The sequence below is a fragment of the Chryseobacterium sp. TQ-BC-N36 genome (genome assembly GCF_058382295.1).
In genome coordinates, this window is the sequence record NZ_CM178175.1 from 2,161,250 (window position 1) to 2,179,024 (window position 17,775).

Sequence of the window (17,775 nt, forward strand, 5' to 3'; positions counted from 1 at the left end):
AATAAACCTAACAGGTTTTTGAAACCTGTTAGGTTTTATTCCTAAAATTTATCTTAGAACAAGTAATACAACTGTGTTAAAGGAAGTGTTTCCGCAGGTTCACAAGTGATGTATTCTCCATCTACCGTTACTTTATAGTTTTCAGGATTCACTTCAATTAAAGGTGTCTTATCATTATGAATAAGGTCTTTTTTGGAAATATTTCTACAGTTTTTCACCGGAAGAATCATTTTTTCCAGCTTGTAAGAAGCAATTGTTCCGTTATCAATAGAGATTTGGGAAACGAAGTTGGCACAAGTCCCGAACTTAGCTTTTCCGTGGGCTCCGAACATATTTCTGTAAATAATCGGTTGAGGTGTTGGTATGGACGCGTTTGGATCTCCCATTTTAGCAGCGATTACAAATCCGCCTTTTACGATCATTTCCGGTTTTGCTCCAAATAATGCAGGCTTCCAGATTACCAGATCCGCCAGTTTTCCTTTTTCAACAGATCCCACATATTCTGAAATACCATGGGCAATGGCCGGGTTGATGGTATATTTGGCCACGTATCTTTTGACACGGTAATTATCATTATCTGCATTCTGATCTTCATCCAAGGCACCTCTCTGCTCTTTCATTTTGCTTGCAGTCTGCCATGTTCTGGTGATCACTTCTCCCGGTCTTCCCATCGCCTGAGAGTCTGAACTCATAATACTGAAAACTCCCATGTCATGAAGAATATCTTCTGCTGCAATGGTTTCCGGACGGATACGTGAGTCTGCAAACGCCACATCTTCAGGAATGTTCTTACTTAGGTGGTGACAAACCATCAGCATATCCAGGTGTTCATCAATTGTATTGACCGTGTAAGGACGTGTAGGATTTGTAGAAGCCGGCAATACATTGGGATACATGGCTGCTTTAATGATATCCGGTGCGTGACCTCCACCTGCCCCTTCGGTGTGGAAGGTGTGGATTACTCTTCCGTTGATTGCTCTCATCGTATCTTCAAGAAATCCTCCTTCATTCAGAGTATCAGTGTGGATGGCCACCTGAACGTCATATTTATCTGCAACTTTCAGTGCGGCATCAATGGTGGCAGGAGTCGCTCCCCAGTCTTCGTGAATTTTTACTCCCAAAGCACCTGCTTCTACCTGTTCTTCAATAGGTTCTTCTGCCGAGCAGTTTCCTTTTCCGAAGAAACCAAGATTCATAGGATATTCTTCTGCTGCTTCAAGCATTTTCTGCATGTTGAATCTCCCGGGAGTTACTGTGGTAGCATTGGTTCCGTCATTTGGGCCTGTACCACCACCAATCATTGTGGTAATTCCGCTGTAAAGAGATGTTTCGATCTGCTGAGGGCAGATGTAGTGAATGTGAGTATCAATGCCTCCAGCCGTTACGATATAACCCTTTCCTCCATGAACTTCCGTTGATGCCCCGATAATCATATTGGGTGATACACCATCCATTGTATCAGGATTTCCTGCTTTTCCGATTCCTACGATTTTTCCATCTTTGATTCCGATATCTCCTTTTACAATTCCCCAGTGGTCAATGATTACTGCACCTGTGATACAAAGGTCCAAAACACCTTCATCTCTTTTCGCCGTAACATTCTGTCCCATCCCGTCACGAACGGTTTTTCCGCCTCCGAAAACGGCTTCGTCTCCGTAGTGGGTGAAATCTTTTTCGATTTCAATGATAATTTCAGTATCACCCAGCCTGATTTTATCTCCGGCTGTAGGACCTAATATATTAGCGTATTGTTTTCTGTCTACGTGTAAGCTCATTTTAATGATTTTTAAAGTTTAATTCTTCAACTTTTGCAAGGCTCGCTCTTTTCTGTTCGTCGGAATCTACCTGTCCGTCCACAAGATTATTGAAGCCCATTGCTTTTTTGGTCCCTCCTATTTCTACCAATTCCACTTCTTTTTCTTCTCCCGGTTCAAAACGTACTGCAGTACTTGCTACAATATTCAGCCTTTTTCCGAAGGCTTTTTCGCGGTCAAATCTCATCGCTTTATTAACTTCAAAAAAATGAAAGTGTGAACCTACCTGAATAGGACGGTCTCCTGTATTGGTTACTTTTATTTTTACCGTTTCTCTGCCTTCATTGCAGATAATGGTCCCTTCTTTTACAAAAATTTCTCCTGGTATCATATGAATAGGTATTAACGGATGGGATTGTGTACGGTTACCAGCTTCGTCCCGTCCGGGAACGTGGCTTCAATCTGAACATCGTGGATCATTTCTGCCACTCCGGGCATTACATCCTCTTTAGTAAGAAGATTAGCGCCTTCCTGCATCAGTTCGGCTACTTTTTTCCCGTCTCTTGCACCTTCAAGCAGGAAGTGGCTGATGAGTGCTATGGATTCAGGGTAGTTTAATTTAAGGCCTCTTGCCTTTCTTTTCAGAGCGAGTTCGCCTGCCAGAAACAGCATAAGCTTTTCCGTTTCTCTCGGTGTTAAGTGCATAGTATTTTTTATTTAAAATTGGACAATGAGAATCCTGTTCACCTTTTGTAAGGCAAATAGAAATATTCAAAAATGTAAAGTGGAAAAACGATTTTTACGGATCTGTATTCACATCAATACAAACCATAAAAGTCATTACGATTTAAAAAAGGAATTAGCAGCCCGCAATCTGCAGGGAATGATACAGGATGTACCTTGGTGCTGTAATATAAATACGGTTTTGAACGGCCGCAACCTTTGTACTGTAAGTGTAGCCGGCAAAGAAATAGTATAACCACTGCTGCGCAAGCACTGAGTAATCAAATTTCACTTTCTCCCAGTCATTGGAATCCTGAACATCCTGCACATCTGAAAAACTGTACATTTCAGGATGGGTCTGCTGATCGGATTTCTGCTGAAGAAGATGAATGTTTGAAAGGATATCAGAGTATGATTGAGTCTTCCCTTTATGTGCAAAAAGACCTGCACACAACGCTGAGAAAAATATCACAAAAGAGAAAAATAAGACTCTTTTTTTCATACCTGCTAATAATGTTGTAAAATTAGAACAATCTTAATCTCCCGGCTATCAAAAAATTTATTTAAAATGTTCAAAATCACAACAAATGTAATTTTGTGTATTTTTAACATTCAACCACAAATCCTTTATTTACAATACTTAAGCACTCTCTACGAACTATGACAAATATTTTTTTGTCCTTATTCATATAATTATAATCGTTAACATCCTCTTTTCATTCTATTAAAAAAATCGAATCAACGCCTATTTTATTCTTAATTATACAATTTGAAAAAATGTTATTTATTAATGATTATCAACAAATAAAGCTTATTTCGTAAAAATATGCAGTATTTTTTCTTTCCTTATAATTATTGTAAATTTGTATACGCATCTTATTTAATTTAATAAAATAATAAAACGTAATATGTCAAAAGCAATTTCGCAAGTACCATTAGCGGTAAACGAGCCGGTAAATTCATATGAACCGGGGTCTCCGGAAGTTAAAAGCCTTATCGACACCTATAAAAAAATGTGGGCTGAAAAGGTAGAAATCCCAATGATCATCAATGGAAAGGAAGTAAAAACTGATACAAAAGTACAGCTTCAGTCTCCACAGGATCATGCTCATGACTTCGGATTCTACTATCAGGGTGGTATGCAGCATGTGGATGACGCTATCAATGCGGCATTGGCAGCTAAAAAAGAATGGAATGAACTGGGCTGGGAACAGCGTGCAGCAATTTTCTTAAAGGCAGCTGATCTTTTGGCGGGTCCTTACAGAGATGTGATCAATGCGGCAACAATGATCGGGCAGTCTAAAAACGTACACCAGGCTGAAATTGATTCTGCTTGTGAGTTTATCGACTTCTTAAGATTCAACGTAGAGTTCATGACAGAAATGTATGCTGAGCAGCCGGTTTCTGATAATGGAATCTGGAACCGTGTTGAGTACAGACCATTAGAAGGATTCTGTTTTGCAGTCACTCCGTTCAACTTTACAGCGATCTCAGGAAACCTTCCTACTTGTATGGCTATGTTAGGTAACGTAGTGGTTTGGAAACCGTCTGACAAGCAGGTATATTCTGCAAAAGTAATCATGGATGTATTAACAGAAGCGGGTCTTCCTGCAGGGGTTATCAACATGATCTTTACTGATGGTAAAGAAACTGCTGAAAAAGTATTGGCTCACCCGGATTTTGCAGGTCTTCACTTCACAGGTTCTACCAAAGTGTTCCAGGGAATGTGGAAAATGATCGGTGACAATATCCACAACTACAGAACATATCCAAGAATCGTTGGAGAAACTGGAGGTAAAGACTTTGTTATTGCTCACCCGTCTGCGAACGTAGAGGCTGTAGCTACTGCATTGGTAAGAGGAGCTTTCGAATATCAGGGGCAAAAATGTTCTGCAGCTTCAAGAGCTTATATTCCTAAATCTCTTTGGGCTGATGTGAAAAAAGTAATGGAAGATCAGATGAGCACAATCAAAATCGGTTCCCCTGAAGATACTTCTAACTTCGTCAACGCTGTAATCGACAAAAATTCTTTCGAAAAATGTAAAGGATATATCGACAGAGCCAATGCTTCCGGTGAAGCTACTGTAGCTATCGGCGGAAAATATGATGATTCTAAAGGATGGTTTGTACACCCAACGGTAATCGAAACTACAAATCCTCACTATGAAAGTATGGTAGAAGAAATCTTTGGCCCGATCTTATCGATCTACGTATATGAAGATAAAGACTGGAAAGAAACGCTTAAGTTGGTAGATTCTACTTCTCCTTATTCATTGACCGGTTCTGTATTCTCACAAGACCGTTACGCAATCGCTGAAGCTTACAAAGCTTTGGAAAATGCTTCCGGTAACTTCTACATCAATGATAAACCAACCGGTGCTGTGGTAGGACAACAGCCTTTTGGTGGCGGTAGAGCTTCAGGAACCAATGATAAAGCAGGTTCTAAAATGAATCTTCTGAGATGGGTTTCTGTAAGAAGCGTAAAAGAAACTTTTGTTTCTCCGAAAAACTATAAATATCCATATCTAGGGTAGTAAACAATAAATGATCATTGATAAATGATTTAACAGCCTCGGAATTTCGGTTTCGGGGCTTTTTTGTTGCACTTGGGAGTTTGAGAGTTTGAGAGTAATGTATCGCGACAATAAAGTATTTTCCGGATTATAATTATAAACTTAAACTCCTAATCTGCTACTTGCTACCTAACATCTTTTAACAAACTTTACCTATATTTTACGATTTCCAAACCTCTATTAGGAATAATTGTTGATTTTTCATTATTACACACCCCAAAATAAAATAATATGAAAAAGTTATTGCTAGCAGCCGTTGGAATAGGAATATTTGCAGTGAGCTGTGGAACCAAAGAATCGACAATGTCAACAAGTAGTCGTGATTCAGCAACAGTAGGAAATACCAAAAAAAGTATTCCGCCTACCACTACTGATACAATGACTACAAAAATGACGAATCCTGACACGATCAAGATAAAAAGGGATTCTATGGCAACGTCTCCTGTCAAATAGTAGTTATAAAACGTTCAATCTAAAAATGGAAAATCTGCAGATGAAAGTGCTGCAGATTTTTTTATTCAATAAACAGAAATTATGAACATACATGAAATTTGAAAAGATTCTTGTTCTAGGTTTTGGCTAAAGCCGATGATTACATATAATTTCTAATAGCGGGCTACCCCCCTATTGAATCCAGATATTTAAAGGAACATCTTTTATCTTTTATCTTTTATCTTTTATCTTTTATCTTTTATCTTTTATCTTTTATCTTTTATCTTTTATCTTTTATTAAATCATTATATTTGATTACACCAAACATTAAAATATATTACTATGAGAAAATTATGCATGGGAGCCGTTCTTGGATTTCTTTTCCTTGGAAGCTGTGCTCAAAACAAAGAGAAAAGAGAGGAATATAAAGAGGCTCATAATAAAGATTCTTTAAGAAACAGAATGGGTGATTCTGCAGTAGCCAATTCTATACCTTCATCATCAACAGCTGATACCTCAAAAACAAAAACCGACAGTACAAGAGTCAAATAAAATCACAAATCCACAGACATCTGTGGATTTGCACTTAAAAAAACTTGACTGAAAAAAAACCGGGCAATCAACCCCGATTATGAGGTATGGTTTATATTCCCTATGAGAATATTTCCTTAAAATTAAAAAAATGGGAATTGCAGTTTCTCTTACAATGATCTTAGTTCAGAAGACGAAATAAAAGAGATAAGCTATGGCAGGATTGTGTCAGAACCCGTGAAACTGTCGCAAAGATATGGCTGCAAACGTTACCTGTAAAATAATTGGTTGTTCATTTTCATGAAAATGGTAAGATAGAGTTTAAGAAAACACGTCTTTTTAATCATTTTCCGGAAAACGGACATCTTTATCTGACGGATTCTCTGAATCAAGATATTTAATATATGCCGAGGGAGAATAATCAGTAACGGCTTTGAAAACAGCTGCAAATTTACTGTGTGAAGAGAATCCGCATTCATCAGCAAGGATACTTATTTTATACTGTCTGTACTTTTCATCATTAATCAGCTTGTCCACGATATAGTTGATCCTTAAACGGTTAATATATGTTTTGAAATCAGCACTTTTATGCTGATTGATGACATAAGACAGGTATTTTGTATTGGTATTCAATTCACCAGCAAGAAAAGAAAGTGACATTCCCTTATTATTATAAAGGTCCCCTTTTTCAAAATCTTCAAGAAGTTCCAGCAGTTTTGATTCTGTTTCAGAAGTCATTAAAGAATCATTTCGCCTTCGGCCTGACTCCGGATCTTTTTCATCAATTTCTTCTACAGAAATATTGGAAAATTCAGAATCATCAGATTTTTTAAAGGGATAATGAGTTTTATTACTGATCATATTCAGCTGAGCTCTTATGATATTTCTGAACTTTGAGCGCTGTCTTTTTTGTTTTATTCTGAAGAAAGCAACTAAACCCACCAATGAAGTAAACAGGACAATAATCGCAGTATTTTTTACCAGGTTCATCTGTCCTCCTTTTTTATTCACTTTAGTTTTCAGATGATCATAGTCTTTCATCGCAAAACTTTGGTTACGGGCAGCGATACTGTCATAAGCATGCACATATTTCACGGCATATAAAGAAGCTTTATCATTATCTCCCATTCCTTCATAATAATCATTAATATTGGAATATACTGCCTTTTTTAATTTAAGACTTTTGGAAGTATCTGCTATTTTTTCTGCTTTTTTAAGGTATATTTCAGCATCTTTCCAGTTTTTCTGCTTCAGACGGATACCTCCAAGTCCGTTATAAACTAATCCCAGCGTGCAACTTCCATTTTTAAGCAGACCTTCAGCTTTTCGGTAGTAGTTTTCAGAAAGAGTAAAATCATTAAGCCTGAAATAAACATCTCCCAATAACTGATAAGAAGCTGCTGTAGTTCTGTTTTCATTGTCAGTGTTTATTTTTTCAAAATATTTCAGAGAAGATTCAATGTACTGTATGGCATTGGAATAATTGCCCATTTCCATTTCGTAGAAAGCCATTTCCTGATTTAAAAGTCCGGCAGTCTCATTGCTTTTCTTAAAATCAGTAATCTTAGCTGAAGCTTCCAGCCCTTTTAGGATATATTTTTTTGATCTCTCATAAAGTCCTACCTGACGATATTGCCTGGCTAGCAATCGGGTCACGGCAGCCATCCATTCCGGATTATTAATCTGGCAGGCTATTGAATGGGCATTTTCACTGTAACATATTGCTTTTTTAAATTCACCTGCGTGATGATAAAGCTCAGAAGAAAGCATAAGACATTTTATTTTCTCCAGCGGCGTCTGTGCTGACATATAAAGTGAATCAGCAGTTTTGATCGCTTTGGGTAAGTCTTTGTAGGCCATGACAGAAGACGTTCTCTCACAGATAAGATCAAAGCTGTTTTTTTTCTGGGCAAATATGGGGACTGCTGTTACCAGCAAAAACAAAAATTTCAGAAGATTTTTAGACATAAAAAAACAAATTATTATTTTTATTTTATAATAATTCATCATTATTTTCACTGGGTGTCTTTTTGTTTTTTACAAAACTAGTGATATTTTATTTTTTATTAAAATATTATATTGAAATTTAATCATTTAACTTAAAACATGCATTTACATTAATTTTAATAATAAGACCAAAATAATAAACGATTATCTTACATATAAACTGATATCTGTTTTAAAACTAATATTCCCTTATAATTATTTTCAATATGAACGGCTTCAGTGTCTTCATATTTATTACATTTGTACGGAATAAAAAGTTTTATGAAAAAAATAGCAATACTTTCCTCAATTTTCATAGGAGTCCTTGCATGGGCACAGGGAATTAAATTTGAAGAGGGCAATTTTGCCTCTATCCTTGCGAAAGCAAAAAAAGAAAAAAAACTGGTCTTTATAGACGCATATGCTTCATGGTGCGGACCTTGTAAACTAATGGTGAAAAATATTTTTCCGCTTCAGTCTGTGGGGGACTATTATAATTCTCACTTTATCAATGCTAAAATTGATATGGAAAAAGGAGAAGGAATTGAGCTTGCCAAAAAATATAATGTAAAAGCATTCCCTACTTATCTGTTTATTGATGGAAATGGTGAGGCAGTTCACAGAACTTTAGGATATGTGGAAGAAAAAGACTTTATCCAGTTTGCAAAAGATGCTGAAGATCCAAGCAAAAGGCTGACTTCTCTGAAACAGCAGTTTGAAAACGGGGAAAAAGATCCTGAATTTTTAAAGAACCTGGCCGGGCTTACTATGTATAATGATACTGAATTTGCCGGTAAAGTGATGAACCGTTACTTTCAGCAAAAATCAAGCTTAGATCAGGAAGATATTCAAATGCTTCTTTCAGGTGTTCAGACTACAGACAGTCCTCTGTACAAAATTTTCCAGGACAAAAAAGCAGATATCATTAAATTTTTCCCTGAAGACAAATATGAGAAGTTCAATAAAAATATCAAGCTGAATACCGTTTCTAAAAAGGCCTATAATCCGGATACAAAAACATGGGATGACAGCTATTTTATGGCTGAAGCTCAGAAATTCCTGAGCAAAGAAGAGGCTGATAAGATCTTAAAAAGAATGAAAGCCAACAGGGCTTTGAAGAATAAAGATATTCCTGAGTATGAAAAATTAATTCTTGACCTTTACAAAGATTATTCTGCAGCAGGTTCCGAAGAACTGAATTCTCTGGCATGGAATTTCTTTGAAAATGTAAATAACAAAGCTTCTCTGGAAAAAGCTATCGCATGGGCACAGGAATCTGTAAAGAAAGATCAGAACTTTGCCAATACTGATACTTTAGCCAATCTTTATAATAAAGTAGGTGATAAGAAAAATGCAAAGATATGGGCAGAGAAATCTATTGAACTGGCCAAAAGCACAGGACAGGATTCTTCCGATACAGAAAAATTATTGAAAAGCCTTTAATTGATTATTAAGGTCTAAAATAAAAAAACGCAGAACTCTGTTCTGCGTTTTTTTATGATGTATAAAACTACCCGTCATAAATTCTTTGAATTTCTGCCACCCCTCCAAAGGATGGGAATTGAGCTCTTCAGTTGTGGTATAAATGAAAATAAAGCTTCTCTTAGTATTCAAAAAGAACACTACCCCATGTAAATCCACTTCCGAAAGCAGAAAGAAGAACAAGGTCTCCTCTTTTGATTTTTCCCTGCTCAATCGCTTCACTTAAAGCAATTGGAATAGAAGCCGCTGTTGTATTTCCGTATCTCTGAATATTATTGAAGACTTTCTCGTTCGGCAACCCGAATTTTTCCTGTACAAACTGAGCAATTCTAAGGTTGGCCTGATGTGGAATGAACATATCCAGATCTTCAATGGTTTTTCCTGCTTTGTTCAATGCTTCCATCATGGTTTCCGGGAATCTTGTCACCGCATGCTTGAACACGAAGTTACCGTTCATGATAGGATATACTTCTTTGTTCGTTACATTTTCGGGTTCTTTTCTCATTCTGTCACTCCATCCGAATTTTGAACCCGGGAACTGGGTACAAAGCTCATCTGCATATTTCCCTTCAGAATGCATATTCACGGCTAAGATATCTCCCGCATTTTCATCTTCTGTAGCAGAAAGCACAATCGCTCCTGCTCCGTCACCGAAAATAACCGAAACCCCTCTTCCTTCATCAGAGAAATCTAATCCGAAAGAATGAATCTCAGCACCTACCACAAGGATATTTTTATACGTTCCGGATTTGATAAATGCATTGGCCACACTCATAGAATATACAAATCCCGAACACTGATTTCTTACATCCAGCGCCCCGATTGTATCGCATCCCAACATCTCCTGAAGCAATACCCCACACCCGGGAAAGTAATAATCCGGTGAAAGGGTTGCAAAAACAATATAATCGATATCTTTTGAGGTAAGACCAGCATTCTGAATCGCTTTTTCTGCGGCTTTAAAACCTAAATAAGCACTGGTTTCCTGAGAGTCATTTCTGTTTTTTCTGTGCCTTCTTTCTTTGATACCTGTTCTTTCCGTAATCCACTCGTCATTGGTAGTCATTAGTTTGGCTAAATCATCATTTGTAACAACGTTATCTGGAACATAAAATCCCACACCTTTTATTGTACTTTTAATCATATAGTTTTTTAATTTTGGCAAAGATAAAACTTATTTAACACATAGTTTTTCAAAATATTAGTATTTTTACTTTATGCCAATTGATACGATATACAGAACCTCCCAGTGCGAATGGGTAGATGTAGAGGCTCCTACTGTAGAAGACCTGAAATTCCTTCATGAAAGATATGAAATCAATAATCTTCTCCTGGAAGATACAATGGATCCTAACCACCTTCCGAAATATGAAGAAGATGGAAATGTAAAATTCTTCTTACTCCGTGAAAGTACAGAGCTGGAAAGAAAGAATCTGAATACCATCAGTGATATCAGCACCAAAATTGGAATTTTCCTGGTAGAAAACACCATTATTACCATCCACAGGATGAAAACCAGGAGTATTTCCGAGACCAAGAAAAAAGTTTCTCTGATCCAGGAGGATGTTACTCCTCAGCAGATCACGCTGATGATCACTTTATTGATCATGAAAAGCTTTGATGATGAATCTTTAAGCCTGTTCGAAACAATGGACAATATAGAGAATGAGATTTTTCTTAAAAATACCAATCATACCAGCCAGATCCGCCGCCTTTACAAGCTGAAAAGAAAGTCGGGGCTCAATTCACGGGTTTTGGTTATTTCTACAGACGCTATTGATAAATTTAAATTGCTGAATTTACAGGACTCCGAAATTGTCGATTTAAAGGATAAGCATAAAGATGTAGTGGCTGACTTTGACCATCTGAATATTCAGATTACCAACCTTATTTCCATGTTCCTGGCACTTTCAGATCAAAAGGCCAACCAGGTCATGAAGGTATTGGCTATTTATTCGGTATACTTTTTACCGATCACTTTTATTGCCGGGGTTTATGGGATGAATTTTGAAAACATGCCAGAGCTTCATCATAAACATGGATATTTTATAACACTCGGCGTCATGGCCACGGTCGTGATCAGTACGTTTATTTATGTGAGACGAAGACAGTGGTAACTCATTTTTCGAACGTAAAATTTTATCTTCGATAAATATGAAACTGGTTGACTATTTGATACCAGAGATTACTTCACCTCAGTTCACAATAACGACACCCATCAAAACAAAATACCATGGCTCCTGAAAACCTCAACAAAATCCTGGAAGATCGTTCCCTTTCGCAGGCATCCAAAGATAAACTGCTAGCCTTACACGGGAATATAGCAGCCAAAGAATTCTCTGACCTGCTGGACCAGTCCGGCAATCAGTATGTAGAGTTTGTACAGGAAGGTGGTGGTGTCTGGGGAAGTGCGCTGGTAGGTTATCTGTACGGACTGGAAATATTCGGTATCCGTTTTCTCAAAGTGGCAGGAACAAGTGCCGGAGCTATTAATACCATGCTCATTGCAGCCTGCAAAACCAAAGAAGAATCTAAAAGCGAGCTGATCAAAGATATTCTTTTCAGCTGGGATTTTTCAGATTTTATAGATGGAAAAAGTTATGTAAAAACGACGCTCCATGCGATGCTGAACAACAAAGATTTCTTTAAGATCAATGCTGTTATTGCCGCAATTCTTTTTATGATTCTGATCAGCATTCCTTTTCTTGCGACTTCAACCACGATTCTGAACGCCAAACTGATGTTTCTGATTCCACTGATTCCGGCGGTAATCCTGTTTTTCTGCATCCAAAAGCTTTACAACAATTTCAGAAAAGAAAACAGCGGACTGAATCCCGGAAATGCATTTCAGAATACGATGCAGAATGCCCTGGATCAATTCGGAATAAAAACGGTTGCCCATCTCAATAAAAAATTCATCCAGAAAGAAAGAGAACTCAATCTCAACTACCGGTATGGAAACGGGCAGGAATACTATCTGATGGCCCTGCAAAGTATCGAAAAGATTAAAACCAAAAACCAGGAACATATTGATCAGACCCGATACAAAATTTTCTATGAAAGTTCTGCCAATAACGATTATTATAAAAACAATCCGTTTTACCTCCTTAAGTCAGAATATGTAGTTATTACCACGGATATCAATGCCAAAATTAAAGTGGAGCTTCCCACCATGGCCAATCTCTATTGGTCTGAAGAAGAACTGAAACACATCAGTCCTGCTGAATTTGTAAGAGCTTCTATGGCCGTTCCATTTTTCTTTGAGCCTTTCCAGAAACAAATCAATAAGGAAGATGATTCTGTAAAATATGCCTGGAGATACTGGATGAACACCCAACCTGAAGATATCAATCCTGCAGGCGTTTTCATTGATGGGGGCAGTATTTCCAATTTTCCCATTGATCTGTTTCATGCGGATGAAGTTTTCTATCCGAGAATGCCTCTTTTTGGAGTACAGCTGACCAGTGATTCTGCTATTCTTTCAGAAAAAGGGAAAACCAGTGAGGAAATTCTTAAAACCCCCTTCAGCTATACCGGAAATATCATCAGCACCCTGAAAGGATTTAATGACAAGACATTTCTTACCAAACATACCTTTTATAAATTATACAGCATACAAAGCGTTAATTGCGGAACAAGCAGCTGGCTTAACTTTTTTATGAAGAGAGAAGAAAAAGAAGAACTGTTCAATAGGGGCTTCCAGGCTGCCCTTGATTTTCTCAATACATTTGACTGGGAAAAGTACAAATATGAAAGAATGATGCTTACGATGAAGGATAAAAAAATACTGAAAGAAGAGGATACACCTACGGTGGGGTAAGAATTCCAATAATAAAAAACAGGAAGCATCTGAAAAAAATCCAAATGCATTCCCAACAAATTTTACAGATTATCCAAAAACTCCAGATACATAGGAACACTTCTTTCAATCCACTCATCGGAAGAATCTCTTTCAATGCCGTAGTAGACGAATGGTTCCTTGTAATCTGCTTTTATATAATCAAAAGTCAGTTCATAAGGTCTGAAAAGTTCCTTCATGGTATATTTATACTCTCCGGATGCGCTGTAACCTTCTTCATCGATTCCTGCGGTAACAGCCAATGACATTATCTTTCCGGCCAGCTTGAAACCGCTATTGCTTCCATATGCCCATCCATACAAAACCACCTCATCCAGCCACTGTTTTAAAAGCGGCGGGCTGCTGAACCAGTAAAATGGAAACTGAAATACAATCTTATCATAAGATTCCATCAGTTTTTGCTCTTCTGCCACATTGATTTTTCCATCGGGATAAGCTTCGTATAATTGATGAACCGTATATTTTTCAGGATATTTTTTTAACTCGTCAATCCATTTTTTATTGATCGCTGATTTTTCAATATCAGGGTGTGTTACAATGACTAAGGTCTTCATTATGTTTAAATTTCTGATACAAAATTACGATGCATAACTTACATTTCGTACATTAGCAACCCATTGTATGGTACTATAAAAAATGTAAGTAATGACTAAAATAAAGGAAACTTCAACCAATTTTGCCAATAAAAAAGCACTCGCTGATGAGTGCCCGGAAATCTACGCTTCCAATATTATCGGAGGTCAATGGGCATTGGCAATATGTTGTTATCTGATCAATGGAAAGATGAGATTTGGAGCGCTTAAAAAAAAGCTTCAGAATATCACTGAACGAATGCTTACCCTACAACTTCGCAGACTGGAAGAGGATAAAATCATTACCCGAACAGTCTATGCTGAAGTGCCACCAAGGGTAGAATATGAGCTTACAGAAATAGGCTACAAACTGAAACCGATTATTCTGGAGTTTGAAAAATGGGGTAATGAGCATAAGGAACTGATGAAGCAAACATCAAAGAATGATTAAAAAAATAAGATTCCAGTGGAATGAGAAATAGAAGTGTTTAACATGAATCACGCACGATACCATTCCACTGGAATCTAAGTTTATTATTTTTCCAAATTTTTCCGCCACAAAGGTTTTTGAGCCAATACTTTTGAGTGGATCGGGCAGCTTTCATGATGGGCTCCTTCCAGATATCCGGTGCTCATGAGAAATTCGTTCACAATCTCTCCGCCTGTAAATTTGAATGTTTTTTTGAAGAGTTTCATCCACTCCTGTAATGATTTAGGATGATGACGTTCCAGCCACTTTTCAAATGAGCCAAACTCCTTTTGCAGTTCTATAATTGTCTTTGCATTTTCAATGGCAGCATTTACTTTTAGCCTGTTTCGGATAATTCCACTATCGCTTAAAAGCCTTTCACGATCTTCCTCCGTATAGGATGCTATTTTTTTAATATCAAAATTGTCATATGCTTTTCTGAAACTTTCTTCTTTCTTTAAAACCGTTTCCCAGCTTAAACCTGCCTGGTTGATTTCCAGAATCAGTCTTCCAAACAATTCATTATCATCATGAATAGGAAATCCATAATAATTATCATGGTAGTTTTTATGTAATTCTTTTCTGCTTTCAGGCTGCATTCCGTCTATGGCTAAGCAATAACTCATTGAAGTATATGTTTTAGTTTATCGGGGTAAAGATAAGACAAGGTTGTGACAACTGTTAGTCAGTAGGATTTATTTTTGAAGAAAGGAAGATGGAGGCTGAAAGGTGAGAGCTTTTTGAGTATGAAAAATCTTTCAAAGTCTTTTAATAAATAGATACCTAATCTTAATTATTCTGAAAACTACGATGGTTTACAACATTCTCAATCAACAATTTCCCTCAATACTTCAGAAATATTAACTAGATTAGCAATCTCAAATATCAGCCATGAAATCACTGTTTTCTCTTCTATTTTCTTTATTCTTAATTTCAGTACACGCTCAGACTATCTATTCTAAAGCCTATGGAAATCCGACAGATCCTCCAGTCATTTTTATTCATGGCGGACCAAGTGGAAATGCAACATTATTTGAAGGAACCACAGCTCAGAAACTCGCTGACAAAGGGTTTTATGTAATTGTATATGACAGGCGTGGTGAAGGCCGATCCAAAGATGAAAATGCGACTATGACTTTTAAAGAAAGTTTTGAGGATTTAAAAGGTATTTACACAACATATCATATTAAAAAAGCCAACATTCTTGCCCATAGCTTCGGTGGAATTATAGGAACCCTCTTCGCAGCACAGTTTCCAGAAAAAGTACAATCTCTTACTCTTGCAGGCGCTTTATTTACCCAGCAGGAAACTTATGATCATATTCTTCAAAATGCAAAAGAACATTTTAAAAATGATCCGTCTCAGCTTAAAGAGATTTCTGAAATAGAAAATCTGGATAAAAATTCCGCAGCCTACAGAAAAAGATGTTATGAAATGGCTGGTAAGCTTGGTTTCTTTGACATGCCGACCCCTACTCCCGAAAGTGAAATGCTGAGAAAAGAATATGCAGCAGGAGAATTTTATAAAAACAATATAAGAAACCCAAGCTCCCCTCTTAAATTCTATCAAAATGAACCTTTAAACAATCTTGATAATACCGCTGTTTTAAAGGACATCCGCAAAAAAGGAATTCCCATTTTTGCCCTATATGGTAAAAATGATGGCATATTTTCAGAAAAACAGCTGAATGATCTTAAAAATACTGTCGGAAAGAAAAATTTCAGGATTATAGATAACTGTTCGCATTATTTATTTGTGGATCAGCAGAATGAATTTTTACAGTTTATTCAGTTAAAATTAAAATAAAGTGTAGTTTTGTATTAATGTCAAACACCAAGACCCATACGAAGACTTATAAAGCCGTCATTATGATGCTCATATTGGTGTTTTCATTATCACCATGTTCTGTAAAAAGAGATGTTCTTGATCTCTTTGATATTGAATACATCAGCGGCTTAAATAAAGTAAGAACAACAACTGGAGTTTCATTAAACTGTGATACTTCGATCGCCTCTTCAAAAATATCTCTTTCAAAAGCTGAAGTAAAGTACAAACCCTCATTTTTGAGTTCCATTGTAATTTCAAAAATTACAGGAAAAGAAAGTATCTTTTTTAATGAGTATTCGGGGCATGCTACAGGAAATAGTCCACCAAAATATATCTTATTTAAAAGACTGAAATTAAATCTGGTTTAAAAACTTTTTAATCCGTCATCAGTTTTTTACAATACAATATTAATTTCAATGAAACATACCATAAACAGCCAGTCTTTGGATCTGGCCGGGCTATATACTTTACCCTTCCGAATGGTTATCGGATGGACTTATTTTTCAGCATTCTGGCGCCGACTTATCCTTGAAAACAAGCTTATTCCCGATGAAAATGGATATATCGGGGAAAAATTCAATCATTTTTTACCAAATGCACTCGGAATAAAACCTGTTATTGAATATCTGGTTACCCATCCCGATGCTTTACAACGCTCCATGATGATTTTTACCATTATTGAAGCCATCGTAGGATTACTCATCATTCTTGGCTTCTTTACCCGACTGATGAGTATAGGAATATTCAGTCTTGCATTGGGAATTTTATTGGGTTCCGGATGGCTGGGAACAACGTGCCTTGATGAATGGCAGATTGGTGTTTTGGGAGTAGCGGGTGGTTTTGTTCTGTTCCTTACCGGAAGTGGTTCTTATTCCCTCGACTATTATATTATAAAGAGAAATATAAGCTTTACTCAGAAAAAATGGTTTCAATGGTTGGGCTCAGGAAATCTTCCGATCGCAAAACCGAAAGTTTTTGTGTTGACAGGTTCATTGGCTATTTTTGGATTAACCCTTTTTACCAATCAATATTTCCATGGCGGCGTGTGGGGAATCCTTCACAATAAATCAGTAAAACCGAAGCTTGAAATTTCCAATATCTCCCATAATAACTCAGATCTGAAATTTAAAGTATACAGAACAGAGGGTGCCGATGTATACGGCTCTTTTGTAATAGGTATTCACATACTTGACAAAAACGGAAATATTTTAAAAGAGCTTGATCATCATCAGCTTTCCGGAATTTCAAAGAAAAGCATACAAAATCATTATGTCACCAAAGTAAAGCCGGGAAAATATAGTCTGATAGTTCCTTTGGGAGCAAAAGCTGATGTGACATTGAGTATCCGTGATGTTCTTCAGAAAAGTAAAATTCATGCCTTAAAGCTGATTGACATCAGTGGTATTGAATGGATAGAGAAAATTGAATAGGAGTTTGAGATTAGGATTCAGGAAGTGATATGTGGTTTTTATTTTTGGCTAAAGCTGAAGGTAATAATCTTTTTTTGACAAATGAGCTAAGCCCATTTCTATTGAACTATCCCTCTATGATTTTATTAAAATAAGAT

The 17,775-nt window shown here is 36.8% G+C and carries 18 protein-coding genes; 10 read left to right on the top strand and 8 right to left on the bottom strand.

Annotated elements, in window-relative coordinates; translation table 11 throughout:
- Positions 1-53: 53 nt before the first annotated feature.
- From ureC to AC3FI7_RS09645, 4 genes are all read right to left on the bottom strand, one after another.
- Positions 54-1,775 (bottom strand): urease subunit alpha, encoded by a 1,722-nt coding sequence (ureC, locus tag AC3FI7_RS09630; RefSeq protein WP_343659212.1) that lies wholly within the window; start codon positions 1,773-1,775, stop codon positions 54-56.
- 1 nt (position 1,776) lies between these two features.
- Complete coding sequence (ureB, locus tag AC3FI7_RS09635) at positions 1,777-2,145, bottom strand: urease subunit beta (RefSeq protein ID WP_343659214.1); 369 nt, start codon at positions 2,143-2,145, stop codon at positions 1,777-1,779.
- An 11-nt stretch (positions 2,146-2,156) separates the two neighbouring features.
- Positions 2,157-2,459: an urease subunit gamma gene (gene ureA, locus AC3FI7_RS09640; protein ID WP_002977652.1), complete on the bottom strand. Its 303-nt coding sequence runs from the start codon at positions 2,457-2,459 to the stop codon at positions 2,157-2,159.
- A 154-nt stretch (positions 2,460-2,613) separates the two neighbouring features.
- Positions 2,614-2,979 (bottom strand): hypothetical protein, encoded by a 366-nt coding sequence (locus AC3FI7_RS09645; protein ID WP_491461934.1) that lies wholly within the window; start codon positions 2,977-2,979, stop codon positions 2,614-2,616.
- Between the two features lie 406 nt (positions 2,980-3,385).
- On the opposite strand from AC3FI7_RS09645, the gene pruA reads away from it, so the two are divergent.
- From pruA to AC3FI7_RS09660, 3 genes are all read left to right on the top strand, one after another.
- A complete protein-coding gene (pruA, locus tag AC3FI7_RS09650; protein WP_491461935.1) occupies positions 3,386-5,011 on the top strand; it encodes an L-glutamate gamma-semialdehyde dehydrogenase in 1,626 nt (541 codons plus the stop codon).
- Between the two features lie 270 nt (positions 5,012-5,281).
- On the top strand, positions 5,282-5,503 hold the full coding sequence (locus AC3FI7_RS09655; protein ID WP_491461936.1) for a cytochrome C551: 222 nt from the start codon (positions 5,282-5,284) through the stop codon (positions 5,501-5,503).
- A 321-nt stretch (positions 5,504-5,824) separates the two neighbouring features.
- On the top strand, positions 5,825-6,034 hold the full coding sequence (locus tag AC3FI7_RS09660; protein ID WP_142723271.1) for a hypothetical protein: 210 nt from the start codon (positions 5,825-5,827) through the stop codon (positions 6,032-6,034).
- Between the two features lie 318 nt (positions 6,035-6,352).
- Here the strand turns inward: AC3FI7_RS09660 and AC3FI7_RS09665 are convergent, their stop codons facing one another.
- Positions 6,353-7,981 (bottom strand): tetratricopeptide repeat protein, encoded by a 1,629-nt coding sequence (locus tag AC3FI7_RS09665; RefSeq protein ID WP_491461937.1) that lies wholly within the window; start codon positions 7,979-7,981, stop codon positions 6,353-6,355.
- Between the two features lie 300 nt (positions 7,982-8,281).
- Here AC3FI7_RS09665 and AC3FI7_RS09670 point away from each other — a divergent pair, with 300 nt between their 5' ends.
- On the top strand, positions 8,282-9,442 hold the full coding sequence (locus AC3FI7_RS09670; protein WP_343659218.1) for a thioredoxin family protein: 1,161 nt from the start codon (positions 8,282-8,284) through the stop codon (positions 9,440-9,442).
- A gap of 160 nt (positions 9,443-9,602) precedes the next feature.
- Here AC3FI7_RS09670 and AC3FI7_RS09675 read toward each other — a convergent pair whose 3' ends face one another.
- Positions 9,603-10,625, bottom strand: coding sequence for a 3-oxoacyl-ACP synthase III family protein (locus tag AC3FI7_RS09675; RefSeq protein ID WP_142723268.1), 1,023 nt, complete (start codon positions 10,623-10,625; stop codon positions 9,603-9,605).
- A gap of 73 nt (positions 10,626-10,698) precedes the next feature.
- On the opposite strand from AC3FI7_RS09675, the gene AC3FI7_RS09680 reads away from it, so the two are divergent.
- Together AC3FI7_RS09680 and AC3FI7_RS09685 are read left to right on the top strand one after the other, a co-directional pair.
- Positions 10,699-11,598 carry a magnesium transporter CorA family protein gene (locus AC3FI7_RS09680; protein WP_142723267.1) on the top strand — a complete coding sequence of 300 codons (900 nt, stop codon included), beginning with the start codon at positions 10,699-10,701 and terminating at the stop codon, positions 11,596-11,598.
- Between the two features lie 116 nt (positions 11,599-11,714).
- On the top strand, positions 11,715-13,301 hold the full coding sequence (locus AC3FI7_RS09685) for a patatin-like phospholipase family protein (protein WP_491461938.1): 1,587 nt from the start codon (positions 11,715-11,717) through the stop codon (positions 13,299-13,301).
- Positions 13,302-13,363: 62 nt separating this feature from the next.
- Here AC3FI7_RS09685 and AC3FI7_RS09690 read toward each other — a convergent pair whose 3' ends face one another.
- On the bottom strand, positions 13,364-13,894 hold the full coding sequence (locus tag AC3FI7_RS09690; protein WP_491461939.1) for an NAD(P)H-dependent oxidoreductase: 531 nt from the start codon (positions 13,892-13,894) through the stop codon (positions 13,364-13,366).
- Between the two features lie 91 nt (positions 13,895-13,985).
- On the opposite strand from AC3FI7_RS09690, the gene AC3FI7_RS09695 reads away from it, so the two are divergent.
- Entirely contained in the window at positions 13,986-14,363 is a 378-nt protein-coding gene (locus AC3FI7_RS09695; RefSeq protein ID WP_491461940.1) for a winged helix-turn-helix transcriptional regulator, read from the top strand.
- 83 nt (positions 14,364-14,446) lie between these two features.
- Here AC3FI7_RS09695 and AC3FI7_RS09700 read toward each other — a convergent pair whose 3' ends face one another.
- Positions 14,447-15,007: a DNA-3-methyladenine glycosylase I gene (locus AC3FI7_RS09700; RefSeq protein WP_491461941.1), complete on the bottom strand. Its 561-nt coding sequence runs from the start codon at positions 15,005-15,007 to the stop codon at positions 14,447-14,449.
- Between the two features lie 265 nt (positions 15,008-15,272).
- Between AC3FI7_RS09700 and AC3FI7_RS09705 the strand changes: the two genes are divergently transcribed.
- The 3 genes from AC3FI7_RS09705 to AC3FI7_RS09715 are packed head-to-tail and all read left to right on the top strand — an operon-like array spanning position 15,273 to position 17,638.
- Positions 15,273-16,187 carry an alpha/beta hydrolase gene (locus AC3FI7_RS09705; RefSeq protein ID WP_142723258.1) on the top strand — a complete coding sequence of 305 codons (915 nt, stop codon included), beginning with the start codon at positions 15,273-15,275 and terminating at the stop codon, positions 16,185-16,187.
- Positions 16,188-16,204: 17 nt separating this feature from the next.
- Positions 16,205-16,576 carry a hypothetical protein gene (locus AC3FI7_RS09710; RefSeq protein ID WP_491461942.1) on the top strand — a complete coding sequence of 124 codons (372 nt, stop codon included), beginning with the start codon at positions 16,205-16,207 and terminating at the stop codon, positions 16,574-16,576.
- A gap of 48 nt (positions 16,577-16,624) precedes the next feature.
- Positions 16,625-17,638, top strand: coding sequence for a TQO small subunit DoxD (locus AC3FI7_RS09715; RefSeq protein ID WP_491461943.1), 1,014 nt, complete (start codon positions 16,625-16,627; stop codon positions 17,636-17,638).
- The last annotated feature ends 137 nt before the right edge of the window (positions 17,639-17,775 follow it).